The organism is Haemophilus sputorum CCUG 13788, assembly GCF_000238795.1.
Taxonomy (GTDB): Bacteria; Pseudomonadota; Gammaproteobacteria; order Enterobacterales; family Pasteurellaceae; genus Haemophilus_A; species Haemophilus_A sputorum.
Genome location: NZ_AFNK01000079.1, coordinates 78,890 through 103,594, shown reverse-complemented (window position 1 = coordinate 103,594; position 24,705 = coordinate 78,890). Strand labels below are relative to the sequence as shown.

The following is a 24,705-nucleotide window of genomic DNA, read 5'->3' as shown; positions in this document are numbered from 1 at the left end:
CTAAAATTTTTTAGAATCCTGTCCTTATTTCCATGACTAATATTGAGAATTTTGCATGTCTGACAAACGATATGATGCGGATGAAATCACCGTTTTAAAAGATCTTGAGCCCGTTCAACTGCGCCCTGGTATGTATACCGATACCACCCGTCCTAACCACCTCGGACAAGAAGTTATTGATAATAGCGTGGACGAAGCCCTCTCTGGCTATGCCTCTCATATTGATGTGATTTTACATGCCGATAATTCATTAGAAGTGATTGATAACGGGCGAGGCATGCCGGTTGATATTCACTCTACTGAAAAAATTTCAGGGGTGGAGCTGATCTTAACCAAACTGCACGCTGGCGGTAAATTCTCAAATAAAAACTATACTTTCTCTGGCGGCTTACATGGCGTAGGGATTTCTGTCGTAAATGCACTTTCACAACGCGTTGAAATCAAAATTAAACGCCATGGAGAAATCTATGCAATCGCCTTTGAAAATGGTGTAAAAGTGGAAGAACTCACTGTTATTGGCAGCTGCCCGAAAAAACAAACTGGAACTACCGTCCGTTTTTACCCAAATCCAAAATACTTTGATAGCCCACGTTTCTCGGTAAGCCGTCTGCGTCATTTATTACGCGCTAAAGCGGTATTATGTCCAAAATTGACGATTCGTTTTATCGATCATATCAACAATAATGAAGAAACTTGGTACTACGAAGATGGATTATCTGACTACCTTTCTGAAGCGTTAAAAGAGTCTGAATCACTCCCTAACCCACCCTTTATTGGCGATGTTGTCGGCGAAACTGAAGCGGTAAGTTGGACGTTAACTTGGTTACCTGAAGGCGGAGAATTATTATCAGAAAGTTATGTCAACTTAATTCCAACTTCACAAGGTGGCACCCATGTAAACGGCTTGCGAAATGGTTTATTTAAAGCCATGGTAGAGTTCTGTGATATTCATAATTTACTCCCGAAAGGGGTGAAATTAACCGCAGAAGATGTGTGGAATCGCTGTGCTTATGTGCTTTCTTTAAAAATTCAAGAGCCACAATTTGCTGGTCAAACCAAAGAGCGCTTATCTTCCCGCCAAGCTTCAAGCTATGTTGATAGCGTGATTAAAGATGCCTTTAGCTTATGGCTTAATCAAAATGTTCAGATTGGTAAAACTTTAGCTGATATGGCGATTAGCTCAGCGCAAAGTCGCTTACGTGCTGCGAAAAAAGTGGTACGTAAAAAACTGGTAAGTGGCCCAGCATTACCAGGTAAATTAGCAGATTGTCTTTCACAAGATTTAACTCGAACTGAGCTTTTCTTAGTGGAAGGAGACTCTGCAGGTGGTTCTGCTAAACAAGCGAGAGATAAAGAATTCCAAGCGATTTTGCCACTACGCGGGAAAATCCTAAATACTTGGGAGGTTTCTTCTGATCAAGTCTTAGCTTCACAAGAAGTGCATGATATTGCGATTGCAATTGGTATTGATCCAGATAGTGATAATTTAGAAGAGCTTCGCTACGGTAAAATTTGTATTCTTGCTGATGCCGACTCTGACGGTTTACATATTGCCACCTTACTATGTGCACTCTTTTTACGCCACTTCCCACAATTAGTAAAAGATGGGCACGTTTATGTTGCAATGCCGCCTCTTTATCGCATTGATGTGGGTAAAGACCAAGTCCACTATGCTTTAGATGAAGCGGAAAAAGAAGCTATTTTACACCGTTTGGCAAGCAAAAAAGCCAAACTAAATGTACAACGCTTTAAAGGGTTGGGCGAAATGAATCCAAGCCAACTACGTGAAACGACCATGGATCCAAGTACGCGCCGCTTAGTTCAACTGACGTTAGATGAAGGCGATGAGCAAACACCTTCAACCTTTGAAATTATGGATATGATGTTAGTGAAAAAACGTTCTGAAGATCGTAAAAAATGGTTACAAGAACGTGGCAATGAAGCCGATGTAAATGGCTAATCATAGAGGCAAGATGAATAATCTTGCCTTTTCTTATTTTGTTTTGAATAAATCTCACGAATTTTTAAAAATTTTGTGAATCTTGTCACAAATTTATAACATTCTTATTTAGATTCCCTGATTTACGCAGTATATTGCCATTGAGCTTATTTTTGTGGGAGGCTCTTATGACAACTAATGCACCAACTAACAACTCAAATTTTCGCAATAACCTCATTTTTATTGCTGATGTTGTTATCTTTTTTATCTTATTAAAAGTTTTACCTTTTACACCTGAAGCCAATAAAGGGCTTGCTTTATTGGTTTTTGTTGCAGTGCTCTGGCTCACCGAAGCACTACATGTAACTGTGACTGCCCTTCTAATTCCATTATTGGCAATTGGATTGGGATTAGTGAAATCCAAACAAGCGCTTATTGCTTTTGCTGATCCAACCATTTTCCTCTTCTTCGGGGGATTTGCGCTGGCTACTGCATTGCATATTCAAAAATTAGATAGACTCATTGCCAACAAAATTATGGCACTTTCTAAAGGCAAATTATCTGTTGCCGTGCTCTATTTATTCGGTGTAACTGCATTTCTTTCAATGTGGATGAGTAACACTGCAACTGCGGCAATGATGTTACCTTTAGCAATGGGGATTTTAAGTAAATTAGATCGCGACGCACATCATAACACCTATGTTTTTGTACTATTAGGGATTGCTTATAGCGCAAGTATCGGTGGAATGGGAACCCTTGTAGGGAGTCCTCCAAATGCTATCGTGGCATCACAATTACACCTTACATTTGCTGATTGGATGAAATACGGTTTACCTATTATGCTTATTTTGATGCCATTGATGGTAGGCACACTTTATGTCGTCTTTAAACCGAAATTTAATATCACCTTTGATCAACAATTTGAAAAAATTGAGCTTAACCGCCAACGTGTATTAACTTTAGTTATTTTCTTATTCACAGCATTATTCTGGGTATTCAGCTCTCAACTTAATCCATGGATTTCTGAATTATTAGGTATTTCTGGCAAAATCGGTAGCTTCGATAGTATCGTCGCATTAACTGCTGCAGCAGTCGTTTGTATTACCCGCGTGGCATCTTGGCAACAAGTACAAGAAGGTACTGAATGGGGCGTGTTATTCCTATTCGGTGGTGGCTTAACCTTAAGCGAAGTACTTGGACAAACTGGTGCAAGCAAAATCATGGCTGATGGTATTGTAAGCTTAATTGAAGGTGGTCACTTCTATGTGATTGGCTTAATTGTCGCAACCTTCATCATCTTCTTAACCGAGTTTACATCTAACACTGCAAGTGCTGCATTATTAGTGCCAATCTTTATTTCGATTGCCCAAGCGCTTAATATGCCACCGTTAGGTTTAGCATTGATTATCGGTTTAGGCGCATCTTGTGCCTTTATGTTACCAGTTGCAACACCACCGAATGCAATCGTATTTGGTACCGGTGAAATTAAACAAACCGAAATGGTTAAAGCAGGTTTCTGGCTAAACATTATCTGTATTCTTGTGATTGCAACTATCGGCTATCTCTTCTGGCTAGACTAATTTGCAAAATTCTTCGCAAATTTAACCGCTTGAACATCCCTTGCTTGATGATACTTATCATATCGAGCAAGGGATGTTTGATCTAAAGCAAGAATCTTGATAAAAATTGTACAAAAAATGTATTTCTGTTCATACTTTACACTATCTGATATTTCCTCTGCGTGATTTTTTGTTATAGTAAAAATCCTCTAATATACCTAAGGATGATTATGTCTGAGCAAATACACGACAACACTCAACAAGCTAAAAATTATCGCAACACGATAATTTTTATTTTTGATGTGATTTTATTTTTCACATTATTAGCTTTTTTACCTTTCGACCCTGCACCGAATAAAGCCTTAGCGCTACTTGCATTTGTTGCCGTACTTTGGCTCACAGAAGCTTTACACGTTACTATTACCGCCCTTTTTATTCCCGTACTGTCTATTTTATTAGGCTTAGTTGATTCTAAACGAGCATTGGTTGCTTTTGCTGATCCCACCATTTTCCTCTTCTTTGGGGGCTTTGCGCTTGCAACTGCATTGCATATTCAAAAAATTGATAAACTGATTGCTAATAAAATCATGGTGCTTGCCAAAGGTAATCTATTTGTTGCCGTGCTTTATCTCTTTCTTGTTACTGCCGTGCTTTCAATGTGGATGAGTAATACGGCAACAGCTGCAATGATGTTACCGCTCTCACTCGGTTTATTAAGTAACCTAGATAAAGAAAAAGACCACAACACCTTTGCTTTTGTCATCTTAGGTATTGCATATAGCGCAGGTTTAGGTGGAATGGGCACATTAGTTGGCAGCCCTCCGAATGCGATTGCCGCCTCTCAATTAGGTATTGGCTTTGCAGAATGGCTTTATTATGGCCTACCAATGGTTGTCTTATTATTACCAGCAACTTTAGCTGTACTTTATTTCAACTTCCGCCCGAAATTTAATTCAAGCTTTGAATATGTAGCAGAAAATATCCAGCTTGATCGCAAACGTATTACCACATTAGGCATCTTTTTAGTCATTGCCCTGTGCTGGGTTTTTGGCGACCAAGTTAATAACTTCATCTCACCTTTACTCGGTTTAAAAGAAAAAATAGGTAGCTTTGATAGCCTTGTTGCAATGATTGCAGCCTTAGCACTTTGTGCAACTCGCGTAACCACTTGGAAACAATTACAAGAAGGCACTGAATGGGGTGTATTATTTTTATTCGGTGGTGGTCTCACACTTAGCTATGTGCTTAGCCACACTGGTGCAAGCAAAATTATGGCAGAAGGCATCGTAGAACTGATCGAAGGTAAACACTACTACATTATTTGCTTAATTATTGCTGCTTTTATCTGTGTCTTAACCGAATTTACTTCTAATACCGCTAGTGCAGCATTGTTAGTGCCAATCTTCATCTCTATTGCGCAATCACTTCAAATTGATCCTCGCGCTTTTGCATTGATTATTGGTTTCGGGGCATCTTGTGCCTTTATGATGCCGGTTGGTACACCACCAAACGCCATTGCATTTAGTACTGGTATTGTGACCCAACGGGATATGCTTCGCTCTTATAAAATCAGCTTAGTATGCATCATTGCACTTTCATTAGTTGGCTATTTTGTTTGGTTAAAATAGTTTAGGAAATAAAGAACAGAAGGCAGCTTTAAAGCTGCCCTCTTTTTGCAAAAAATTTTGAAAATGTGACCGCTTGTTAAGCACTTACTTCCCACCAAATTAATGCCCATTTTGTTTGGCCATGTTTAATCGGCTCACCTTTTTCCATTTTGGCTTGATAAAAGGCAGCCAATTTCTCTTTCTCTTCTTCCGTTAATGCCCCTAAAGAAAACTCGACTGAAGCGAGTAAATCTTCAAAACTCTCACCTAAAAATCGCCCTGAATCTGATTCAATAAAATTCACATTCGCTAAAATGCCTTTTTGATACAGTCTATTTACCAAATAAATATAGGTTGGAAAACCGCAATCATCTCGCCCAATAGCCTCAAAAATGGCTTCATCTAAAAAATGAGGTTGCGTCACAGAAGTCAGATAAACACGTTTTTTAGCTTTAGTACAAAGTTTCTCAATCATATTATCAAGATCATCGACTAAAGTAGAACGTGAAGCTAACACAACATCTACTGCTGGCACCTCAGCCCAATCATCTGTCCATGAATAGTGCAACGGTGTAATATTCGATAAATTCATCTGTTGCTGGAATTTGCTAAGCTGAGCCAGCATTCCTTCACTGTAATCTAATGCATATACGGCACGACATTGTTGCGCAAGTGGCAGCGCAAAGGTACCCGGCCCACACCCAATATCCAATACACTTTCATCTTTACCAATCGCTATTTTTTCTAACAATGTTTGATTATAACGGCTTGGCTTTCCCACTAAATTTTCAGCCATCTTCGCAGCTTTTTTATCCCATTTAGTTGCGGGCAAATTAAAGTGATTGCAGGCTCTTAAATGTGCCTGATAAAGCTCGTTAAAATCAATTTGTTGAATTGTCATCTCATTCTCCTTTTTCTTTTTTATACTATGCCAGATAAAAAACAAGGCGCATTAGATAATGCGCCTTGTTTTGTCATTTTCGATAACCAAACCTTCTGGATTAACGAGCACGGAAAATAATGCGTGCTTTACTTAAATCGTATGGGGTCATTTCTACTGTCACTTTATCGCCAGTTAAAATACGAATATAGTTTTTACGCATTTTTCCTGAAATGTGCGCAGTTACCACATGACCATTTTCTAATTCCACACGAAACATGGTGTTAGGTAAGGTTTCTAAAATTGTGCCTTGCATTTCAATGCAATCTTCTTTAGCCATTTATGCCTCTATAAGTCTATCAATAAGTTTTAAAAAACGGGGGATATTATACTCGGATGCGACTAAATTACAATCATTTCCGATTATACAACCGACGGCGACGATGAAAGCGTTGCGCTTGGCCTTGGTTTGACTCTACTGTTTGGCGAACAGGTGTATGAATGACAATTTTCCGTCTTGGGAACAAATAATAGACGACACTCACAAATAACCCGCCGACTAAAACCAGAATAATCAATTCACCATAAAGTTGGCGAAACATTGCCCCGATTTTATCATTCGTATTTTTAATATATTGCGAATCAAAAGTTACACGTAAAAAGCCTGCCAATTCAGATTTCACTAACACCGGTTCTACAATTTGTTGGGTATCAGAATTCAGTAAACTCTGTTTCAGCTCCAAGGCATTTTGACTTTGTGCTATTAACTGACCTGAAGGCGAATAGAGATTTGCATCCAAAATAAAATCTTCTTGCGCAAAGCTATCTAATGCCGCATTAAGCTCCTCTGTTTTCGTATTTTTGGCTAACATCAATGCAAACAAATTTGCCTGCTGACGAACCAACACATGCGATAAACTTGATACTTGGCTCATACTAGAGAGCTGAGAGCCGATTCTAAACTGTTTCACGCCATTGAGGATTACCCCAACCACTGCGACACAAAGCCCCAAAATAAACAGCACTAACAGTACTTTTATCAATTTTTCACGGGAAAGGTACATAAAGAATTGCGAATACCGAACTGATAATAGATAATTTGGCATCATTATCTATAAAAAGAGAACGTTATGTCAAACACCGTCTTGCTTTACGCTCGCCAACTTAATGACGACCAATGCACACAATTTGCACAAAAGAGTCATGCTCAACTCATTAAACGAACAGACTATTTAGGCTATCAACTTGCCTTTTTCAATAGTGAACAACCCGCTCGTACTTTGCGCGCACTGGCTGCAGAATATCAAGCTGACATTGCCGATCTTGATATTGTCGCGCGTTTAAGCCAACCTGGGCTATTAGTGATGGATATGGATTCCACTGCGATCAAAATTGAGTGTATTGATGAAATTGCCAAATTAGCAGGAACAGGCGAAGTAGTTTCAGCAATTACCGCTAGCGCTATGCGTGGTGAGCTAGATTTTGAGCAAAGCCTGCGAAAACGTGTTGGCACACTCAAAGATGCACCAGAGCGTATTTTGCAAATCGTGCGAGAAAATCTACCGCTTATGGATGGCTTTGAAGAGATGATTCGCGTGCTCAAACAACATCACTGGAAGTTGGCAATTGCATCAGGCGGATTCGATTATTTTGCGGATTATCTTAAAGAACGCTATCAACTTGATTTTGCCGCAGCCAACCAACTAGAAATTATTAACGGCAAACTAACAGGAAATGTATTGGGTAAAGTGGTCGATGCGCAATATAAAGCTAATACCTTAGCCAAACTCAAATTGCAATATGCAATCAGTGAACAACAAACTGTTGCCATTGGCGATGGGGCTAATGACTTATTGATGATCCACGATGCTGCACTTGGTGTCGCACTACACGCCAAACCAAAAGTACAAGAACAAGCCAAATTTGTGATAAACTTTGCAGACTTAACTGCATTATGCATATTGCTTAATGCAAACGATTTATTCAATGCTTAAAGGAGGAACCTATGCCATCTTTTGATATCGTTTCTGAAATTACTCTACATGAAGTTCGCAACGCAGTAGAAAATGCGAACCGTGTATTAACCACTCGCTACGATTTCCGTGGTGTGGAAGCTGTCATCGAACTTAATGAAAAAAACGAAACCATTAAAATCACTACCGAATCAGACTTCCAACTTGAACAACTGATCGAAATTTTAATCGGTTCATGCGTTAAACGTGGCATTGAGCATAGCTCATTAGATATTCCAAGTGAATCTGAACACCACGGAAAACTTTATTCTAAAGAGATTAAGCTCAAGCAAGGGATTGAAACAGAAATGGCGAAGAAAATCACGAAACTGATTAAAGATGCCAAATTAAAAGTACAAACCCAAATTCAAGGCGAGCAAGTGCGTGTGACAGGTAAATCACGCGATGACTTACAAGCAGCAATTCAATTAGTTAAAGGCGCGGAGCTAGGTCAACCGTTCCAATTTAACAACTTCCGCGACTAGCTCACAAGTGGTCTGATTTTGCCAACATTTTGCAAAAAATTCACGAAATCCGACCGCTTGCATAAACAAAAAAGGAGACAATAATGAGCAATGAAAATAAAAGTTGGTTTAAAAAAGCCTTAGAAAAATACGATCAATTCTGTGAAGAACTTGGCGTGAATCGCGGCGCGTGCCGTGGTTGTGTGCCTGTTGTTAAATTTGATCCTGAGCGTGATGAAAAACAAGATAACGAATCAACTTTAGAGCAGAAAAATAAACAAGACTAACAAGCACTTTTCTTTTTCGCTTAAAAAATGCTTTTTATAAACAAAAACGGAAGCCGAATTACAGAGGCTTCCGTTTTATTTTTGATGCTTTTCTAGTTCAAATTACATTTTAGGAATTTCAACACCAGATGAAAGCACGTCTTGAATATCTGATTTTAAGACATCTGCTTTTGGCCCATAAATCGCTTGGATACCAGAACCTTTCACGATAAAGCCCATTGCGCCCGCTTGTTTCCAGCTTGCTTCATCACCGACTAAATCTGGATTATGCACGGTGATACGCAAACGTGTCATACAAGCATCAACATCTGCAATGTTATTACGCCCACCAAGTAAGTTGATGATTTGGATAACTTGCGTGCTAGCATTCGCCACTTTTGGTTCATCGCTAGAAGTTTCATCTGAACCTTTTGCATCATAGTTACCATTACGGCCTGCTGTGGCAAGGTTAAATTTCTTAATCATAAAGTTTGCGATAAAGAACATGGCAACGGCAAATAGGATAGATACCCAAATAAAGTTGATCACATCCATACCGATGCCGGCTTTAATCGCCATTGGTGTACGTGTTAAGAACTCAATGTTACCGAATGAATGCACACGTAAGTCCACAATATCTGCCATGGCAAAAGCACAACCTTGTACTAAAGCATAAACAATATAAAGCGGTAATGCGACAAACATAAACATATATTCAATTGGCTCGGTTACGCCTGTTAAGAACACCGCAAGTGCTGATGAAAGGAAAATCCCTTTATAGATTTTTTTCTTGTCTGCATCTACGTTGATATACATCGCAAGAGTCAAGCCCATTAAGATACCGCTTGAACCAATCATTTGCCCTACTTTGAATCGAGCTGGTGTTACTGTTGAAAGTAGCTCGTTATATTGGGTTACATTACCCGCATCTTTCAGGTTAATTAAGTCAGAAATCCATGCAAGCCATAGTGGGTCTTGACCAAAGACTTGTTTGCCTTGTTGTGCACCGGTTAAGAATTCATAAGTACCACCTAATGAAGTGTAGTTCATTGGAATAGTCAACATATGGTGTAAACCAAATGGAAGCAATAGACGCTCTAAAGTACCGTAAATAAATGGTGCCAAAACTGGTGCTGAACTTTGTGAGTTTGCAATCCATTGACCAAAGTGGTTAATACCGGTTTGAACTAAAGGCCAGAATAGCGATAAGATAATCGCCACTAATACGGAACGATAAATCACGACGAAAGGAACGAAACGTTTACCATTAAAGAATGTCAGTACTTCAGGTAATTTACGGAAATTGTAGTAGCGGTTGAAAGTTGTAGCCCCCACAAAACCCGCGATAATACCAACGAACACGCCCATATTTAACGCTGGTTGTCCAAGTACATTCACAAAGTAATGTGCAACGGGAATTTCTCCTGCAAATACGGTACTTACGTGAGCATTTGGATCGGCTAGCATTTCAAGCTTCACACCGAAAAAGTTACCGGTAATTAAGTTAATTAAAATGAAAGCCAGACCCGCTGCAAATGCGCCACCTGCACGCTCATTTGCCCAGCTACCACCAATCGCTAATGCAAATAATAAATGAAGGTTACCAATAATCCCCCAACCAATTTGGGCGATAATGTTTCCGACACGTGCTAGCCATTCAGCATCGCTAATCAAAGGCAGTGAGTTACCAATACTCACCATTAAACCCGCAGCTGGCATCACGGCAATTACAACCATTAGGCACTTACCGAATTTTTGCCAAAACTCAAAACTGAGCATTTTTTTCATATTAATTCTCCTACAAGATGAGATCTACTTCTACGCCAAAATGGTCGGAAACAATCGGTTTATTTTTGCCATTAAAAATAACCTGACTGTATAAAACCCTTTTTGCTTGGTTTAAAAAAATATAATCTAACCGCTTTTCTTGACTATGGCCTTTCCAGCCATCAATCGCCTTCTCCACAGTGATACCGCTATCCTTCTGCTCTGCCATTTCAAACGTATCAAATAAGCCTAAGGATTTAATTCGTTGGTAAGCTTGTTGGTCGCTTATTGCATCGGTATTGAAATCGCCCATCAAGATTTTCAGATTCGCACTTTGACTCCGCTCTACAATATAACGAACATTATCGAGTTGGTTTTCCCCATCACAATTTGGCAAATTGATGTGGCAAGAATAGCATTCAATTAACTGACCTTGATATTCCACCGTCAAACCAATGATTTTACGCGAGAGAATCGAGTCAAGACGTTGATGTTGGCTACAATAAAACGCATCAACATCATAAACGGGCAAACGTGTTAGAAACGCAATACCTTCATCATATTTATCGTAACCAATATGCGAATTGCTCCAAAAAAGCGAGTATTTCTGTGCAACGCGTTGATTGATTTTATTTAACAGAATGACACCATAGTTATCTTGCTTTAACGTTGGCGAAATAGCAGAAGCCGACATCAATTGATTAACCTCTTGTAAGGCAATGATATCATAACCCTTTTCCACAATAGTCTCAGCAAGAACCTCTATTTTTTCCGCTTGGTTAGCTTCTAACCAAGCGTGTACATTCAGGGTAAGTAGTTTCATTGCTTCCCCTTAGCCCTCACAATGCCAAATGTCTGCATTATATTGAGCGATCGTGCGGTCAGATGAGAAAAAGCCCGCTTTTGCGATATTTTGAACGACCTTCTCATTCCAACTATCTTGATCTTCATAATCGGCTAAGATTTGTTCTTTCGCTTCAACATAAGCATTAAAGTCAATTAACGTCATAAACCAGTCTTTATTCAATAATTCATTATAAAGACGTTCTAAACGTGTTTTATTGCCTAATTTCACTACTGCAGGATTCAGAATAAAATCGACCGCTCTTTTAATATCTTTGTCGTTTTCATAATACTCTTTTGAAACATAACCTGCTGTTTCATAAAGTTTAATAATGCTTTCTGAATCTTTACCGAATGTATAGATATTTTCAGCACCGGCTAATTCTGCAATCTCAACATTGGCGCCGTCCATTGTGCCTAACGTTAATGCCCCATTCAGCATAAATTTCATATTACCTGTACCAGAAGCTTCTTTAGAGGCAAGTGAAATTTGTTCTGAAATATCAGTTGCTGGAATGAGTTTTTCCGCCACGCTCACATTATAGTTTTCCACTAAATGGACGTTTAAATACTTGTTCACTTCAGGATCATTATTGATTAACTCAGATAAACAAAGAATTAAGTGAATAATATCCTGAGCAATCACATAAGCGGGAGCGGCTTTTCCGCCAAAAATCACGGTAATCTTACGTTTTGGTAATTTACCTGCTTTAATTTCTAAGTATTTGTGAATAACATAAAGCGCATTCATCTGTTGGCGTTTATATTCATGGAAACGCTTAATTTGCGTATCAATGATAGAATTTTCATCTAACTCAATACCTTTATTTTCTTTAAGGTAGGTTTTTAATGCCAATTTGTTTTCAAACTTAATTTTCGCTAATTGTTGATGAACCTTTTTATCATCTTTAAAGGCTAACAATTTTTCTAATTTGGTTGCATCATGCAAATACTCATCACCAATCAATTCTTTAATGTAAGCGGCTAATGGTTGGTTAGAAAATTCTAACCAACGACGGAAGGTAATGCCGTTTGTCTTATTGTTGAATTTTTCAGGATATAACGCATAGAACGCTTTAAGCTCTGAATTTTTCAAAATCTCCGTATGTAATGCCGCCACACCATTTACAGAATTTGAAAAGTGAATATCCATATGCGCCATATGCACACGTTTTTGTTTATCAATAATTTGTACTGCAGGATCTTGATATTCTGCACGCACTAATTCATCTAATTTTTTAATGATCACTACTAAATGCGGCACCACTTCATCTAAATAATCTAGCGGCCATTTTTCTAATGCTTCAGCCAAAATGGTATGGTTGGTATAGCCCACCATATTACGTACAATTTCAACCGCTTCTGCAAATTTAATCTGATGTTTTTCCGTTAATAAACGAATTAATTCAGGAATCACCATTGAAGGGTGAGTATCATTGATCTGTACATACGCATAATCAGCTAAATCATGTAAATTACTTCCGCGCTCAATCGCTTCATCAATTAATAATTGTGCTGCATTTGATACCATGAAGTATTGTTGATAAATACGTAATAATTCCCCGTTTTTATCTGAATCATCTGGGTAAAGGAATAAAGTCAGATTTTCTTCAATCGCGGTTTTATCAAACTCAATTCCATTTTTAATCAATTTAGAATTTACTGATTGAATATCAAATAAATTGAGATAGTTTTTTGTTTCTTTCTTATAACCTAAAATATCAATGCGATCTAGTTTAGAGGTTAACGTAAATTTCTTAAATGGCACCTCATAGCTAATATCGGTTGGAATTAGCCAAGAGCTATCTTCAATCCAGTCATTAGGTTCAGCATGTTGTTCATTCTTTTTAAAGACTTGTTTGAACAAACCATAATGATAATTTAAACCTACCCCTTCCGCATTTAAGCCAAGCGTAGACATTGAATCAATAAAGCAAGAAGCCAAGCGCCCTAAGCCACCATTACCTAAAGACGGTTCTGGTTCAATATCTTCAATATGGCTTAATGATTTACCCGCACTTTCTAATTCTGTTTTGATATCTTGATACACACCAAGGTTAATCAGGTTATTAGAAAGTAATTTACCAATTAAGAATTCTGCAGAAATATAATAAACCTTACGTTTACCTGTGTTTTTAGGTTTATCTACTGAGAGTGTTTTTACGTAATTTAATAATTGAATATAAGTTTCTTTATCGCTTAATTGTTCAAGCGATTTATTGGTTTCGTTTTTTACAAATGTACTAAATTTCATCATTATGTTTTTCCTGATTCGCACGTTGATATAACGTGGTCATTTTTGCTAAAAAGTCTTTTTTATCTTGCGTTAAATCAGATTGCTGCATTCTCCATTGCCAGTTTCCACCAATTGTTGAAGGAACGTTCATTCTTGAACTGGCTGGCAAATCTAAAACATCTTGCATTGTGGCAATCGCAGTATTGCTAACCGTTGCAAAAAGCTGACGAATCATCGCTTGGCAAATCGATTCATCCTCACGGCGGTGTGTATAATCATTGATATATTGCTGCTGTTGTTCAGTCAGGCTGTTATACCAACCATTAGTCACATCATTATCATGTGTGCCGGTATAAACAATAGAGTGCGGGATGCAATAATGCGGGCTATCTAAGCTTTCTCCGCTAACATCTTCAAAGCCAAATTGCAGAATCTTCATGCCAGGATAGTTACAGTCTGCAAGCAACTTTCTGGCTTTGTCATCAATATTACCTAAATCTTCGGCAATAATCGGTAAATCGCCTAGTTGCTCTTTAACGGCTTTAAATAAGTCATAACCAGGGCCTGGCTGCCAGCTACCATCTTTAGCCACCTCTGCTTTTCCATCTACCTGCCAATAATCAGAGAAACCTTTGAAATGGTCGATACGCAGTACATCATAAATCTTGAAGCTTTCTTCAATGCGGTGAATCCACCAAGCGTAGCCTTGTTTTTTATGTTCTTCCCAAGCGTAAAGCGGATTGCCCCAAAGTTGTCCTGTTGCACTGAATTGATCCGCTGGAACCCCTGCAACAACAAGTGGATTGCGTTCTTCATCTAATTGGAAGAGTTCTGGTTTTGTCCAAACCTCTACGCTATCTGCCGCCACATAAATCGGCATATCACCGATGATCTGAATGCCTTTTTGATTTGCGTAATTTTTTAATTCAGTCCATTGTTTGAAGAAGAAATATTGCGTCACTTTAAAGTAGTGAATTTGCTCCACCAGCATGCTGCGATATTTTTCCAATGCACTTGGATCACGAGCCACAACTTTTTTATCATCCCATTTTTGTAATGCTTGATTACCAAAATGCTCTTTAATTGCCATAAATTCAGCAAAATCGTCTAACCACAAGCGGTTGTTTTTTTCAAAATTTTGGAAATCCGCTTGGAATGCTTGATTCGCTAAAAAATTTTTCACGGCTGTTTCTAAAATCGGACGGCGCGCATAGAAAACGCGTTCATAATCCACGTTAGTTGGATCATCACCAAAATTGACTGATGCATAATCCGCTTCTTTCAACAGACCCATTTGGGTTAATAAGTCAAAATCAATAAGGTGGGTATTGCCTGCAATTGCAGAGAAAGATTGATAAGGAGAATCACCATAACTGGTGGTGGTAAGTGGAAGAATTTGCCAATAAGTTTGTTTAGTTTCAACTAAAAAATCGACAAAATCATAAGCTGATTGCCCAAAACTACCAATACCGAATGCATTTGGTAGCGAGGTAATGTTCATGAGAACACCACTTGAACGAGTAAGCATAATATTTCCTCTAGGAAGTTATCATTTTGGCTCATTCTAACCTAAATGTATTTTTATGCAACAACTTATACGTAAAAGCTAAAACATTTTCGTAAAAGTGTGACTTATATCACATTTTTTACGTATAACATTGTGGGTTTTATGGTATGCTATGGCTATTTTAATGGAACGGCGGAGAATAAAAGGATAAAAAATGAGCAAGTATAAGCAGATCTATAACGAGATAAAGAGCCAAATTAACAATGGTAATTTAGCACCTTTACAAGAGCTTCCAAGCGAAAATGAACTCATGCAAAGCTATGGTTTCTCTAAAGATACTATCCGTAAAGCACTTTCTTTACTTGAAATTGATGGCTATATTCAAAAGCAGCAAGGCAGAAATTCGATTGTTTTAGAACATGACTTATCTAAACCACAAATGCTTTCTGAAATTAAAACCGTCAGCGAATTAAATAGTGCCTCAACCCATCAAGTAAAAACCACATTAACTAGCTTATATATTGTGCAAGGCGAAGAAGAATTGATGGATATCTTTAACGTCAATGATCAAATTGATTTCTACCGCATTGCTCGTCTGCGTGAAATTGATGGCGAAGCCGTTGAATATGAGGTTTCTTATTTTGATCGCCGCATCGTGCCTTTTATTAGCCGAGAAATCGCAGAACACTCTATTTATCACTATTTAGAAAGCGAATTAAAACTAAAAATTAGCCACTCACAACGTAAAATTGTGTTTCGCTATGCAAATGAAGAAGAAAAAAATGCGATGGATCTTGGTGAGTATGACATGGTTGTCAATGTAACGAGCACCACTTATTTAGCAGATGGGCAACTATTCCAATACGGTAGCATTAGCTACCGCCCAGACAAAATTACCTTTGCATCAACTGCGAAACGACATATATAAGTCAGAAGATAAAAGTAATCCTCTCTTTCACTGAAAGTGAGGATTTTTATTTGGTTTGTAAAGAACAAACGAGCAGAAATAATTTGTGAAACGCTACTTCGTCAAATCATAACTCCAATCTAATAACTTAAAAATTTCTTCCGTTTCTACGCCATGATCTAACACTATTGTCAGCCAATGGGTTTTGTTCATATGGTAGGCGGGTAAGAAATTAGGCGATTGCTGTAAGATGCTTACCATATCGGGTGGACATTTGAGATTGATAAAATTAGCCTCTCCTTCTTCTTTTAAACCAAGCTTGGTTTTACTGATTTTACCAATAAGCGCATACCATTTCCTTTTAGCATTGCCATGACGCAAAACGGCATATTCTGGATGTTTTGCCCAAAGATATTCCGGCTGCGTCGCATATTGATTCGCCGCATAATCAAAGACTTGTTGTGCTTGGCGCATGGTTTACTCCTTGAATGAGGATTTCGGTTATTATTATTCTTAGAATAATAAAAAGAAAGGCAGCTTGAAACTAAAATCTCAAACTACCTTTTCCATTTCTAAAAGCGGTCAAATTCTCCAGTATTTTTGCAAATGCTCTTCAAAAATTGACCGCTTGAAGTCTTAACCCGTCTAAAGATCCATTCAATTTATTCAATTCCTAACTTATTATTAATAACCTTTCGTACATCATCATATTTATTCAAGATAATAGGAAAGCCTGTTACATCTAGCACTTTGCTAGTTATAGATACTTCTAGTTTTCCTTCTTCATTAATTCGATGATGAAATATTGATGACTGTCTTCCTAATGTATTCAAATTTTCTTCCCCTTCTGCATAATGGGCATGAATTGGGGAAACAAAGGATAAAAGCTCGTCTCGAATTGCTCTTGATTCATCAATAGATTCACTATCTGACGCATATTTCAAGCACTTCAGAATATCTTGGTATGTGCTTTCAAGCTCGTCTGATGAAGATAAAATATATTCACTTTCAATAACTGCATCCTCAACTTTATCTGTAATTGCATTATTATCATGATAATAGGATTCAAGAGCTCCTTTTCTCAAAATAAACAATCCTGTTTCTTCAAAAATATCAAATAATACACAGAGTCTATTTTTCAACATACTCCAAGCCCCTTTTGAATTTTGTTCATTGAATACTGCACATAAAGCTGAACGTTTTTTATTCAAGGATTCATTTTCTGATAAGGTAAAATATGAATGATTCTGAGCTATATTAGCAATATCATCCCAGTTATTTTGAACTAATAAACAGAAGTCATCATAAATATCCTTGGCAAAATCTAAAATACTTGAATGGCCTTTTTTACTCACTAATCTATCTGCAGTATTCCGTATTTGTTCATTATGAAAATAAGCACGAACTAGATCCAAACTATCTGCAAAAGCATCTGCATCAACTAAAACTGTTGGTGTTTTACCCATTAATCTAAATAACTTAACTGTTTCAGGCATAGCTTCCTTGCCATTAATCGGCAGAATCTGTGAACCTGCTGCTTCGAGATTTAAATCTAATTTATCTGAAAGCGCATTGCAGACAATAACATCAGATGGGCCTTCGACTAAAAGTGGTGTTCTAGAGAATAAGGCTAATTTGTGTTCTTGTCCTAATCGAGTAATAAGAGTTCTTAATTTTCCATTTTTTAACTCCCCTGCATTTTGAGGAATTTGAATAGGCTCCTCTTTTAAATCATTACAAAAAATAAAAGATAACAAATCATCTGTTTTCGAAATCTTGATCATTTCCGTTGAGTGTGTTGCCATCACAATTATTTTTTTATAGCCATCTTTACCAGGGATTCCCGCAACACGTGTAATTTCTTTAAGTAGAAAGGCTTGTAATTGTGGGTGTAATGAAACTTCAGGCTCATCAATAAGTAAAACCCCGACTTCATCATCGTATAGTGCAGATAAAATCCCAACAAGATGTAGTAACCCAGATGCTTCACGCCCAGAGGAGTAATATGAATTACAGTCATCTAGTCTAGCAAATGACACTTTTAACTCTCCAGCATCCCAATCAATTTCAATATTTCGTTTAAACAATTTTTGTAAACGTTCTCTTACCTTGATTAAGATATCAGTGCGAACTGACAGCGTATGTAAATCTCCATTAATAGTTTCTATTTTATGGCGATATTCAGAATCATATTTACTACCATGAATAGCTCTATCTGCATCACCAGAGCGATCATATTGATCATAATTGGAGCGATATTTTTCCAAAGGACCTAAACGCCCAGCAGAAATAAAACGAACTTTTTTATTAGTGTAACTATTAAAACTTCCTTTTAATCCCTTTAATAAATGAGTTTTTCCTGAACCATTTGGCCCGACAATAAATGTTAATGACGATCTTAGTTCAATTTCTCTAGAAAAATTACCTTCATGGCTATTGATATTAGCTGTAATAGATAATGGGAATTCCATAATTTAGTTCCTTATTAATTAACATATTAAAAAACATACAACGGCACATTCACTAGCCAATCCTGTTCCCGATAATCCGCCATGGAAAAACGAATAGCTTGCGCTGGCTGAAATTGTTCTACATACACTTTCAAACTTTTTGCTTTTAAATTTTCTTCTGCTTTGACCTCAATCGGGATAACGGATTGCTTACGTTGCAGAATAAAATCGACCTCTGCCGTACCTTTTTCAGTTGCCCAATAAAAAACAGGGTTTTCTTGCGTGGCAATCAATTGTTGCAAGACATATTGTTCGGTTAAAGCTCCTTTAAATTCAGTGAAAATACGGCTACCTTCTAGCAGTACGCTGGCATCCAAATTGCTTTGTGCGGCAAGTAGCCCGACATCTAACCCATACAATTTAAAGGCGTTATCTTGATAAGCGGAAAGTGGTAAATGTGGTTTCTTCACTCGAGGCACGCTATGTACTAAGCCGCTGTCTTTTAGCCATTGCAAAGCAATTTCATAGTCTTTGCTTCTCGCCCCTTTTTGTAGCTGAGCATAGATAAATTTTTTATTTTCTTTGGCAAGTTGCTCTGGAATGGAAGCCCAAATTGACCGCACTTTTTGCACGGTTTGACCATCGTGAATATGTTTGGAAAAATCTTGTTCATACGCCATCAATAAATTACGTTGTACTTGACGCACTTCATCGACATTTTGTGTTTCGATAAATACTTTTACCGCTTCAGGCATACCGCCAACAAAATAATATAAACGGAGTAAATCAATATAGGTGGTTTTCATGGCGGAAATTAGCGACCAGTCTTTCAGCTCAAGCAATTTCACCAAATCTTGTTTGCCAAGTGCGGTTAAAAATTCGTGAAAATCCATGGGATAGAGTGGTAAAAAGTCCACTTTGCCGACAGGAAAAGAGACTTGATGATGTAGTGATACCCCAAGCAATGAGCCAGCCGCGACAATATAAAATTGAGGTGCATTTTCGTAAAAATATTTGAGTGAAGATAATGCCTGCGGGACTTCTTGTATTTCATCAAAAATAATCAGGGTGTTTTCTGCTTGAATATCGACACCGCTTTCAATTTTCAAACCGAGTATCAAGCGATCAATATCATAGTCGCCAGAAAATAGCGTTTTCATGCGAGGGTTATTATCAAAGTTGATATACGCCACTTTTTCAAAGGATTGCTCGCCAAAGTGTTTCATCGCCCAGGTTTTTCCTACCTGTCTTGCTCCTTGAATAATCAACGGTTTGCGGTTTGTTTTGTGTTTCCAATTTTCTAAGGATTGTATGATTTTACGCTGCATAATGCCCTCCAAAACGACGGATATAGGCTAATTATACAGTGATGAATACACTTTTTCTAATGATATGAGTTTATATATTTACATTTTTTCAAATGAAAAAATGATTGATTTTTGCATTTTTTAAATTGAATTTAAGATAATGAAAAAGCCGTCTGAAATTTCAGACGGCCTTTTCATGCCAAAAAGCGGTCAAATGTTGAGGTGTTTTTGCAAATCATCTTAAAAATTCGACCGCTTGTATTATTCTCATTACATTAATTCTTATCTATTCGCTTAATCAATAAAAAGACCGCCAGTACTAATGCAATCGCACCGCAAATCAAGCTTGGTATTGGTATACCATTGAGCTGAGGGAGATTTTCGTTCAACGATAAAATAGACGCTGCAATAATGAGTGCAGCAATAATCAACATAATGCCCACTCGTTCGACAGTCTTACGAAAATGCTCTAATCCGTGGATTTCATGTTCAAGACGAATTTCCTTATTGCTGATTTTTTGTAAGAAAATTTTGACTTCTTCCGGAAGCGAAAGCCAGTTGTTGTAGCTGTCAGCAATTTTTTCGAAATTTTCACTAATCACGCGTTTAGGTGAAAATCGTTTCTTGAGCATTTGTGTAACATAAGGTTTAAGTACGGCTGCAATATCTAATTCAGGATAGAGATAACGCCCGATTCCCTCAATCTGGGCAAAACCTTTTGCTAGCAAATAAACGCCCTCAGGCATAATAATGCTATTTTCGCTCATAATTTTGGTAAAACGATTCATCAATTCACTGATATCTAACCCTGCCAAATTGCTTTCAGTGAGGAGCATGAAAATCTCAGAAAGATCATTTTCTAGCGTTTTTTCATTCGGCACATTATAACTGACAGCAAGCTGCTTAATGGTCTCGATGATTTTTCGCACATTTTTTTGAGAGGCATAGTACAAACAATTTCCAAGTAATTCGCGTTCTTTAGGACTGAGTTTGCCCATTGCCCCCAAGTCAATAAAAGCAATCTGCCCGTCAGGCGTTAATAGAATGTTGCCAGGGTGGGGATCAGCATGAAAGAAGCCAAACTCAAATACTTGTTTCATATAGAGATCTAATCCAAGTAAAGCAACATCTTTAGCCAGTAAACCTTGTTGTTCAATCTGTGCTTTATTGGTCACTTTTGAGCCATACACAAAATCCATACAAAGAATGTTATTGTTTGATAAATTCGAATAGGTTTGTGGGACTAAAATACGTGAATCTTGCTTAAAATTATTAGCAAAACGCTCAATGCTACGACGCTCACTTTCAAGGGAGAGTTCTGTTGTAATGGATTCTTTGAAGGTATTTAATAACGCTTTAGGTTGAAGGTTAGAAATAATGTCGTTGCGTTGTTCTAGAAAATTCACGAGATCTTGTAAGATAAGTAAATCTGCCTTAATGACCTCATCAATGCCTTCTCGTTTGATTTTTACCGCAACATCTTGTCCGTTTTTCAACCGCCCTTTGAATACTTGACCGATAGAAGCTGATGCCATAGGCTCTGAAGCAAGCATTTCGAAATGTTCATGAATATCTATGCCTAATTCACGCTGAAATTTCTCTGCAATATCAATGGGCTGAACTTCTACTTTATCTTGCAATTTTTGTAGTTCAGTAATCATTTCAACTGGTAGCAAATCACGGCGATCACTTAACATCTGCCCTAATTTAACGTAAGTTGTGCCCAGCTCTTCCATCGCTCGACGGATACGTTCATATACAGACACGCTTCCACTTGATTCATTGGCTAACTTATTTGAAAGGGATTCCGGTAACCACTTCTCTAAATTACTGCGTTCAAAAAACTCATCTAAACCATAACGTAATAAGATTTCTGCAACCTGCTTGGTACGTTGAAATTTGTTAAAAATGGCCATTGTAACTTTCCTCTTTGTGCATGCTATTTAGCGAGTGTTTAAAATAAGGTTGATTTGCGACTAAATTGAGACAGGTCTTTTACATCTCTAACTGAAGATTTTCGAAAATTGCTGATGATTTCAGTTTATCCATTTTTCAATTGGATCTCTACAATTATTTACAAGGCAAGCCACATTAGATTTTTTTAATTTAATACTAATAATCAAAATCTCAATGCGCTAAGTTTTGAAGGCTTTTGATTTAAAAGAGCGGTCAAATTTTACAGTATTTTTGCAAATTACCTTCAAAATCCAACCGCTTGTATTTTTACTTTAATTTAACTGCAATAGTCCCTTATTTAAAGCCGTTTTTTTAATGTCGGCAATATCACATCCCAAGCGGTTAAAGCCTCTTTCTCACTGAGTGGCGAACCTTTGGCATTTTTCTTATTGGTACCAAAAGTCATCTTAAATCTCACACTGCCATCATCTTTTTCCCAGATAAATAAATATCGATTTCCCTGCCACTTAACCAGTTTTTCACTGCCGGTCATACCATTAATATCGCGTTTTCCTTTGCGGATGGTGCTGTATTTCGCCCACGAGAAGAGTTTATCCAAACCACTATCTTTAGTGAAAAGATCGCGTTCTAATAGCGGTTTATCACCTTCCTCCAAAGATCCACCCGTCGTTAGCTCTGTATAAACGTCTTTATAGTCTTTGATTTTAATGCCCGCACTGCCAAAAAACGGTTCAGTTCCCTTATCGGCAATAAATCCTTCTGTTAAACAGACCCCCTGTTGCTGTGGCATTTCAGTATCTTTACGATCTCTCAGCTTGTCAAAAAAATCATTCCGTATCTGTCCAATAGCTTCATCAACTTTACTTTTTTCCAGCTGTTTCAGGTTTGGTGGCGCTTTGCCGTTGACAGGCATAATGCTTGCAAGAGTTGTAATGGAATAGGCATCATTCTTGCTTAACTTGAAATAGAACGTGACATAATAGATCATGCCTTTTAAGTGCTTTGACACCGAGTGTTCCCATGAACCAGGAGCCTGCGTGACCATCGCTATCGCTTTGTTAGGAATAATTATGCGATTTTCTATAAAACTCTCATTTCCGTTATATCCTTTTTCTTTAACCTCTAATACGGATTCTACTTCCAGATTCCAATAATCTGGTCGCACAATTATCTGCCAACCATTATATCGAAGCCAACCAGTCCCACTTATACGGTTAGCAGGTAAGTTAATTTGGTAGCGCCCGCTGCAAAATGGCTGCTCAGTCCAATACGTAGCCACATTTTGAGCATAATTGCTCGCTGCATTTTCTACTGCTGAGTGGGTTTGGGGATGTTGACTGCAAGAAGACAACATAACACTAGTTAAAACAGTGCTATAAAACATCAGTTTAGAAATTTTCATCTTCGGCATGCGATCTCTTCCTTACTGTAAATTTAAGAATGCTAAATAAAATGGAATTTTTAATCTGCTAACTCCTACTTCTCTTAGTTGTTCTACCATCACTTACAAAATTCAATAGTAAAAGGCTGTCTGAAATCTAACTTAAAGTTTCAGATAGCCTGTTATTGTAAAGATAATGTTTCTAGATACACATCGGCCAACAAGAACTACATCCTGTTAATACTATTGCTATAGCACCATATAATAAGCCAATCTTAAATATATTTTTTCTACGATATTTACGGTTCATTTTTGTCTCTTTCTTAAGCTTTAAAGTTAATAAATGTAGTAAGTTTCATTAAAAATCTGATCAAATTCGCTTTTTCAATGTCGGCAATATTGCATCCCAAGCCGTTAAAGCCTCCTTTTCACTTAATGGGGAACCAGTAGAATTGTCATCACTGGTACCGAAAGTCATCTTAAATTTTACGCTTCCATCATCTTTTTCCCAGATAAATAGATATCGATTTCCTTGTAACTTAACCAGTTTTTCACTGCCGACCATATCATTGATATTGCGCTTTCCTTTGCGGATGGTGCTGTATTTCGTCCACGAGAGGAGTTTATCCCAGGCACTATCTTTAGCGAAAAGATCTCGCTCTAATAGTGGTTTATCACCTTCCTCCAAAGCTCCCCCCGTCGTTAGCTCAGCATAAACGTCTTTATAATCTTTGATTTTGATACCCACTCTGCCCCAAAATGGCTCGGATCCCTTATCAGCAATAAACCCCTCTGTCAGGCAGACACCCTGTTGCTGCGGAATATCGCTCTCACTACGATCTCTAATCTTGTTGAAAAAATCATTCTGTAAATACCCAATAGCTTCATCAACTTTACTTTTTTCCAGCTGTTTAAGGTTTGGTGGCTCTTTACCGTTAACAGGCATAATACGTACAAAAGCTCTAACCGTATAGGCATCGTTCTTACTTAATTTGAACCTATAATCGACATAATAGAGCATCCCTTTTACCTCTGGTAACGTCGGATTACTCCATACGGCAGGAGCCTGTGTCACCGTAGCTATCGCTTTATTAGGAACGATTGTACGGTTTTCTATAAAAATATCACTTCCATTATGACCTAGCTTCTGGATCTTTGACGCCAACTCTACTGATTTATTCCAATAGTCTGGTCGTACGGTTACCTGCCAACCATTGTATTTAATCCAACTGGTGCCATCTTTACGATTAACCGGTAAGTTAATTTGGTAGCGACCACTGCAAAATGGCTGTTCAGTCCAATACCTTGTCGCTTTTTGAGCACCATTGCTTGCTGTATTTTCTACTGCTGAGTGGGTTTTGGGGTGTTGACTGCAAGAAGACAACATAACACTAGTCAAAACAGTGCTATAAAACATCAGTTTAGAAATTTTCATCTTCGGCATGTGATCTCTTCCTTACTGTAAATTTGAGAATGCTAAATAAAATGGAATTTTTGCTGGCGCCTTTCTTTCCATATTGCGCTTGGTCGATAAGTTTATATGTTTTTAATGATAAGTGCAACTTTACACTATATTAAATAATGACATTATCAAGCACATTGCGTGACATATACAATCCATTTTAAAGAGAATATATTACTCGTTTCTGGTAGGTTTCTGTAA

The 24,705-nt window shown here is 37.7% G+C and carries 20 protein-coding genes; 7 read left to right on the top strand and 13 right to left on the bottom strand.

Annotation, left to right across the window (positions count from 1 at the left end; genetic code table 11):
* Nucleotides 1-55 precede the first annotated feature (55 nt).
* The 3 genes from parE (at nucleotide 56) to HSP_RS0110055 (ending at nucleotide 5,126) form a co-directional block, all read left to right on the top strand.
* Entirely contained in the window at nucleotides 56-1,960 is a 1,905-nt protein-coding gene (gene parE / locus HSP_RS0110065) for a DNA topoisomerase IV subunit B (protein ID WP_010130040.1), read from the top strand.
* Between the two features lie 167 nt (nucleotides 1,961-2,127).
* Nucleotides 2,128-3,519 carry a DASS family sodium-coupled anion symporter gene (locus HSP_RS0110060; protein ID WP_007524469.1) on the top strand — a complete coding sequence of 464 codons (1,392 nt, stop codon included), beginning with the start codon at nucleotides 2,128-2,130 and terminating at the stop codon, nucleotides 3,517-3,519.
* Between the two features lie 209 nt (nucleotides 3,520-3,728).
* The gene (locus tag HSP_RS0110055; RefSeq protein ID WP_007524248.1) at nucleotides 3,729-5,126 is read left to right on the top strand and encodes an SLC13 family permease; all 1,398 of its coding nucleotides are present in this window, start codon (nucleotides 3,729-3,731) and stop codon (nucleotides 5,124-5,126) included.
* A gap of 76 nt (nucleotides 5,127-5,202) precedes the next feature.
* Here HSP_RS0110055 and HSP_RS0110050 read toward each other — a convergent pair whose 3' ends face one another.
* The 3 genes from HSP_RS0110050 to HSP_RS0110040 all read right to left on the bottom strand — a co-directional run bounded on the left by HSP_RS0110050 (nucleotide 5,203) and on the right by HSP_RS0110040 (nucleotide 7,049).
* Entirely contained in the window at nucleotides 5,203-6,006 is an 804-nt protein-coding gene (locus tag HSP_RS0110050) for a class I SAM-dependent methyltransferase (protein WP_007523974.1), read from the bottom strand.
* Between the two features lie 100 nt (nucleotides 6,007-6,106).
* Nucleotides 6,107-6,325 carry a translation initiation factor IF-1 gene (gene infA, locus HSP_RS0110045; RefSeq protein WP_005598198.1) on the bottom strand — a complete coding sequence of 73 codons (219 nt, stop codon included), beginning with the start codon at nucleotides 6,323-6,325 and terminating at the stop codon, nucleotides 6,107-6,109.
* A 73-nt stretch (nucleotides 6,326-6,398) separates the two neighbouring features.
* Nucleotides 6,399-7,049, bottom strand: coding sequence for a YtjB family periplasmic protein (locus HSP_RS0110040; protein ID WP_007524666.1), 651 nt, complete (start codon nucleotides 7,047-7,049; stop codon nucleotides 6,399-6,401).
* A gap of 66 nt (nucleotides 7,050-7,115) precedes the next feature.
* On the opposite strand from HSP_RS0110040, the gene serB reads away from it, so the two are divergent.
* The 3 genes from serB to HSP_RS0110025 all read left to right on the top strand — a co-directional run bounded on the left by serB (nucleotide 7,116) and on the right by HSP_RS0110025 (nucleotide 8,748).
* Nucleotides 7,116-7,979 (top strand): phosphoserine phosphatase SerB, encoded by an 864-nt coding sequence (gene serB / locus HSP_RS0110035; RefSeq protein ID WP_010130038.1) that lies wholly within the window; start codon nucleotides 7,116-7,118, stop codon nucleotides 7,977-7,979.
* An 11-nt stretch (nucleotides 7,980-7,990) separates the two neighbouring features.
* Nucleotides 7,991-8,482 carry a YajQ family cyclic di-GMP-binding protein gene (locus HSP_RS0110030; RefSeq protein WP_010130037.1) on the top strand — a complete coding sequence of 164 codons (492 nt, stop codon included), beginning with the start codon at nucleotides 7,991-7,993 and terminating at the stop codon, nucleotides 8,480-8,482.
* A gap of 83 nt (nucleotides 8,483-8,565) precedes the next feature.
* The gene (locus HSP_RS0110025; RefSeq protein ID WP_007524948.1) at nucleotides 8,566-8,748 is read left to right on the top strand and encodes a DUF5363 domain-containing protein; all 183 of its coding nucleotides are present in this window, start codon (nucleotides 8,566-8,568) and stop codon (nucleotides 8,746-8,748) included.
* 102 nt (nucleotides 8,749-8,850) lie between these two features.
* Here HSP_RS0110025 and HSP_RS11040 read toward each other — a convergent pair whose 3' ends face one another.
* From HSP_RS11040 to malQ, 4 genes are read right to left on the bottom strand one after another with little or no spacing between them, the layout of a single operon-like run.
* Nucleotides 8,851-10,515, bottom strand: a complete 1,665-nt coding sequence (locus tag HSP_RS11040; RefSeq protein WP_007525162.1) for a PTS transporter subunit IIBC — start codon at nucleotides 10,513-10,515, stop codon at nucleotides 8,851-8,853.
* A 10-nt stretch (nucleotides 10,516-10,525) separates the two neighbouring features.
* Complete coding sequence (locus HSP_RS0110015) at nucleotides 10,526-11,317, bottom strand: endonuclease/exonuclease/phosphatase family protein (RefSeq protein WP_007524906.1); 792 nt, start codon at nucleotides 11,315-11,317, stop codon at nucleotides 10,526-10,528.
* Nucleotides 11,318-11,326: 9 nt separating this feature from the next.
* The gene (gene glgP / locus HSP_RS0110010) at nucleotides 11,327-13,594 is read right to left on the bottom strand and encodes a glycogen/starch/alpha-glucan family phosphorylase (RefSeq protein ID WP_010130034.1); all 2,268 of its coding nucleotides are present in this window, start codon (nucleotides 13,592-13,594) and stop codon (nucleotides 11,327-11,329) included.
* On the bottom strand, nucleotides 13,581-15,101 hold the full coding sequence (gene malQ / locus HSP_RS0110005) for a 4-alpha-glucanotransferase (RefSeq protein ID WP_007524529.1): 1,521 nt from the start codon (nucleotides 15,099-15,101) through the stop codon (nucleotides 13,581-13,583). The genes glgP and malQ overlap by 14 nt, the downstream gene beginning before the upstream one ends.
* A gap of 193 nt (nucleotides 15,102-15,294) precedes the next feature.
* Here malQ and HSP_RS0110000 point away from each other — a divergent pair, with 193 nt between their 5' ends.
* On the top strand, nucleotides 15,295-16,008 hold the full coding sequence (locus HSP_RS0110000) for a UTRA domain-containing protein (protein ID WP_007524341.1): 714 nt from the start codon (nucleotides 15,295-15,297) through the stop codon (nucleotides 16,006-16,008).
* 93 nt (nucleotides 16,009-16,101) lie between these two features.
* Here HSP_RS0110000 and HSP_RS0109995 read toward each other — a convergent pair whose 3' ends face one another.
* The 6 genes from HSP_RS0109995 to HSP_RS0109970 all read right to left on the bottom strand — a co-directional run bounded on the left by HSP_RS0109995 (nucleotide 16,102) and on the right by HSP_RS0109970 (nucleotide 24,486).
* Complete coding sequence (locus HSP_RS0109995) at nucleotides 16,102-16,461, bottom strand: MmcQ/YjbR family DNA-binding protein (protein WP_007524152.1); 360 nt, start codon at nucleotides 16,459-16,461, stop codon at nucleotides 16,102-16,104.
* A 188-nt stretch (nucleotides 16,462-16,649) separates the two neighbouring features.
* Nucleotides 16,650-18,458: an ATP-dependent nuclease gene (locus HSP_RS0109990; protein WP_007525353.1), complete on the bottom strand. Its 1,809-nt coding sequence runs from the start codon at nucleotides 18,456-18,458 to the stop codon at nucleotides 16,650-16,652.
* A gap of 26 nt (nucleotides 18,459-18,484) precedes the next feature.
* Nucleotides 18,485-19,765, bottom strand: a complete 1,281-nt coding sequence (locus tag HSP_RS0109985) for an ATP-binding protein (RefSeq protein ID WP_007525375.1) — start codon at nucleotides 19,763-19,765, stop codon at nucleotides 18,485-18,487.
* 254 nt (nucleotides 19,766-20,019) lie between these two features.
* A complete protein-coding gene (locus HSP_RS0109980; protein ID WP_007524893.1) occupies nucleotides 20,020-21,660 on the bottom strand; it encodes an ABC1 kinase family protein in 1,641 nt (546 codons plus the stop codon).
* Nucleotides 21,661-21,998: 338 nt separating this feature from the next.
* Complete coding sequence (locus tag HSP_RS0109975; protein WP_007525000.1) at nucleotides 21,999-23,072, bottom strand: T6SS immunity protein Tli4 family protein; 1,074 nt, start codon at nucleotides 23,070-23,072, stop codon at nucleotides 21,999-22,001.
* A gap of 340 nt (nucleotides 23,073-23,412) precedes the next feature.
* The gene (locus HSP_RS0109970; RefSeq protein ID WP_007525127.1) at nucleotides 23,413-24,486 is read right to left on the bottom strand and encodes a T6SS immunity protein Tli4 family protein; all 1,074 of its coding nucleotides are present in this window, start codon (nucleotides 24,484-24,486) and stop codon (nucleotides 23,413-23,415) included.
* Between the last annotated feature and the right edge of the window lie 219 nt (nucleotides 24,487-24,705).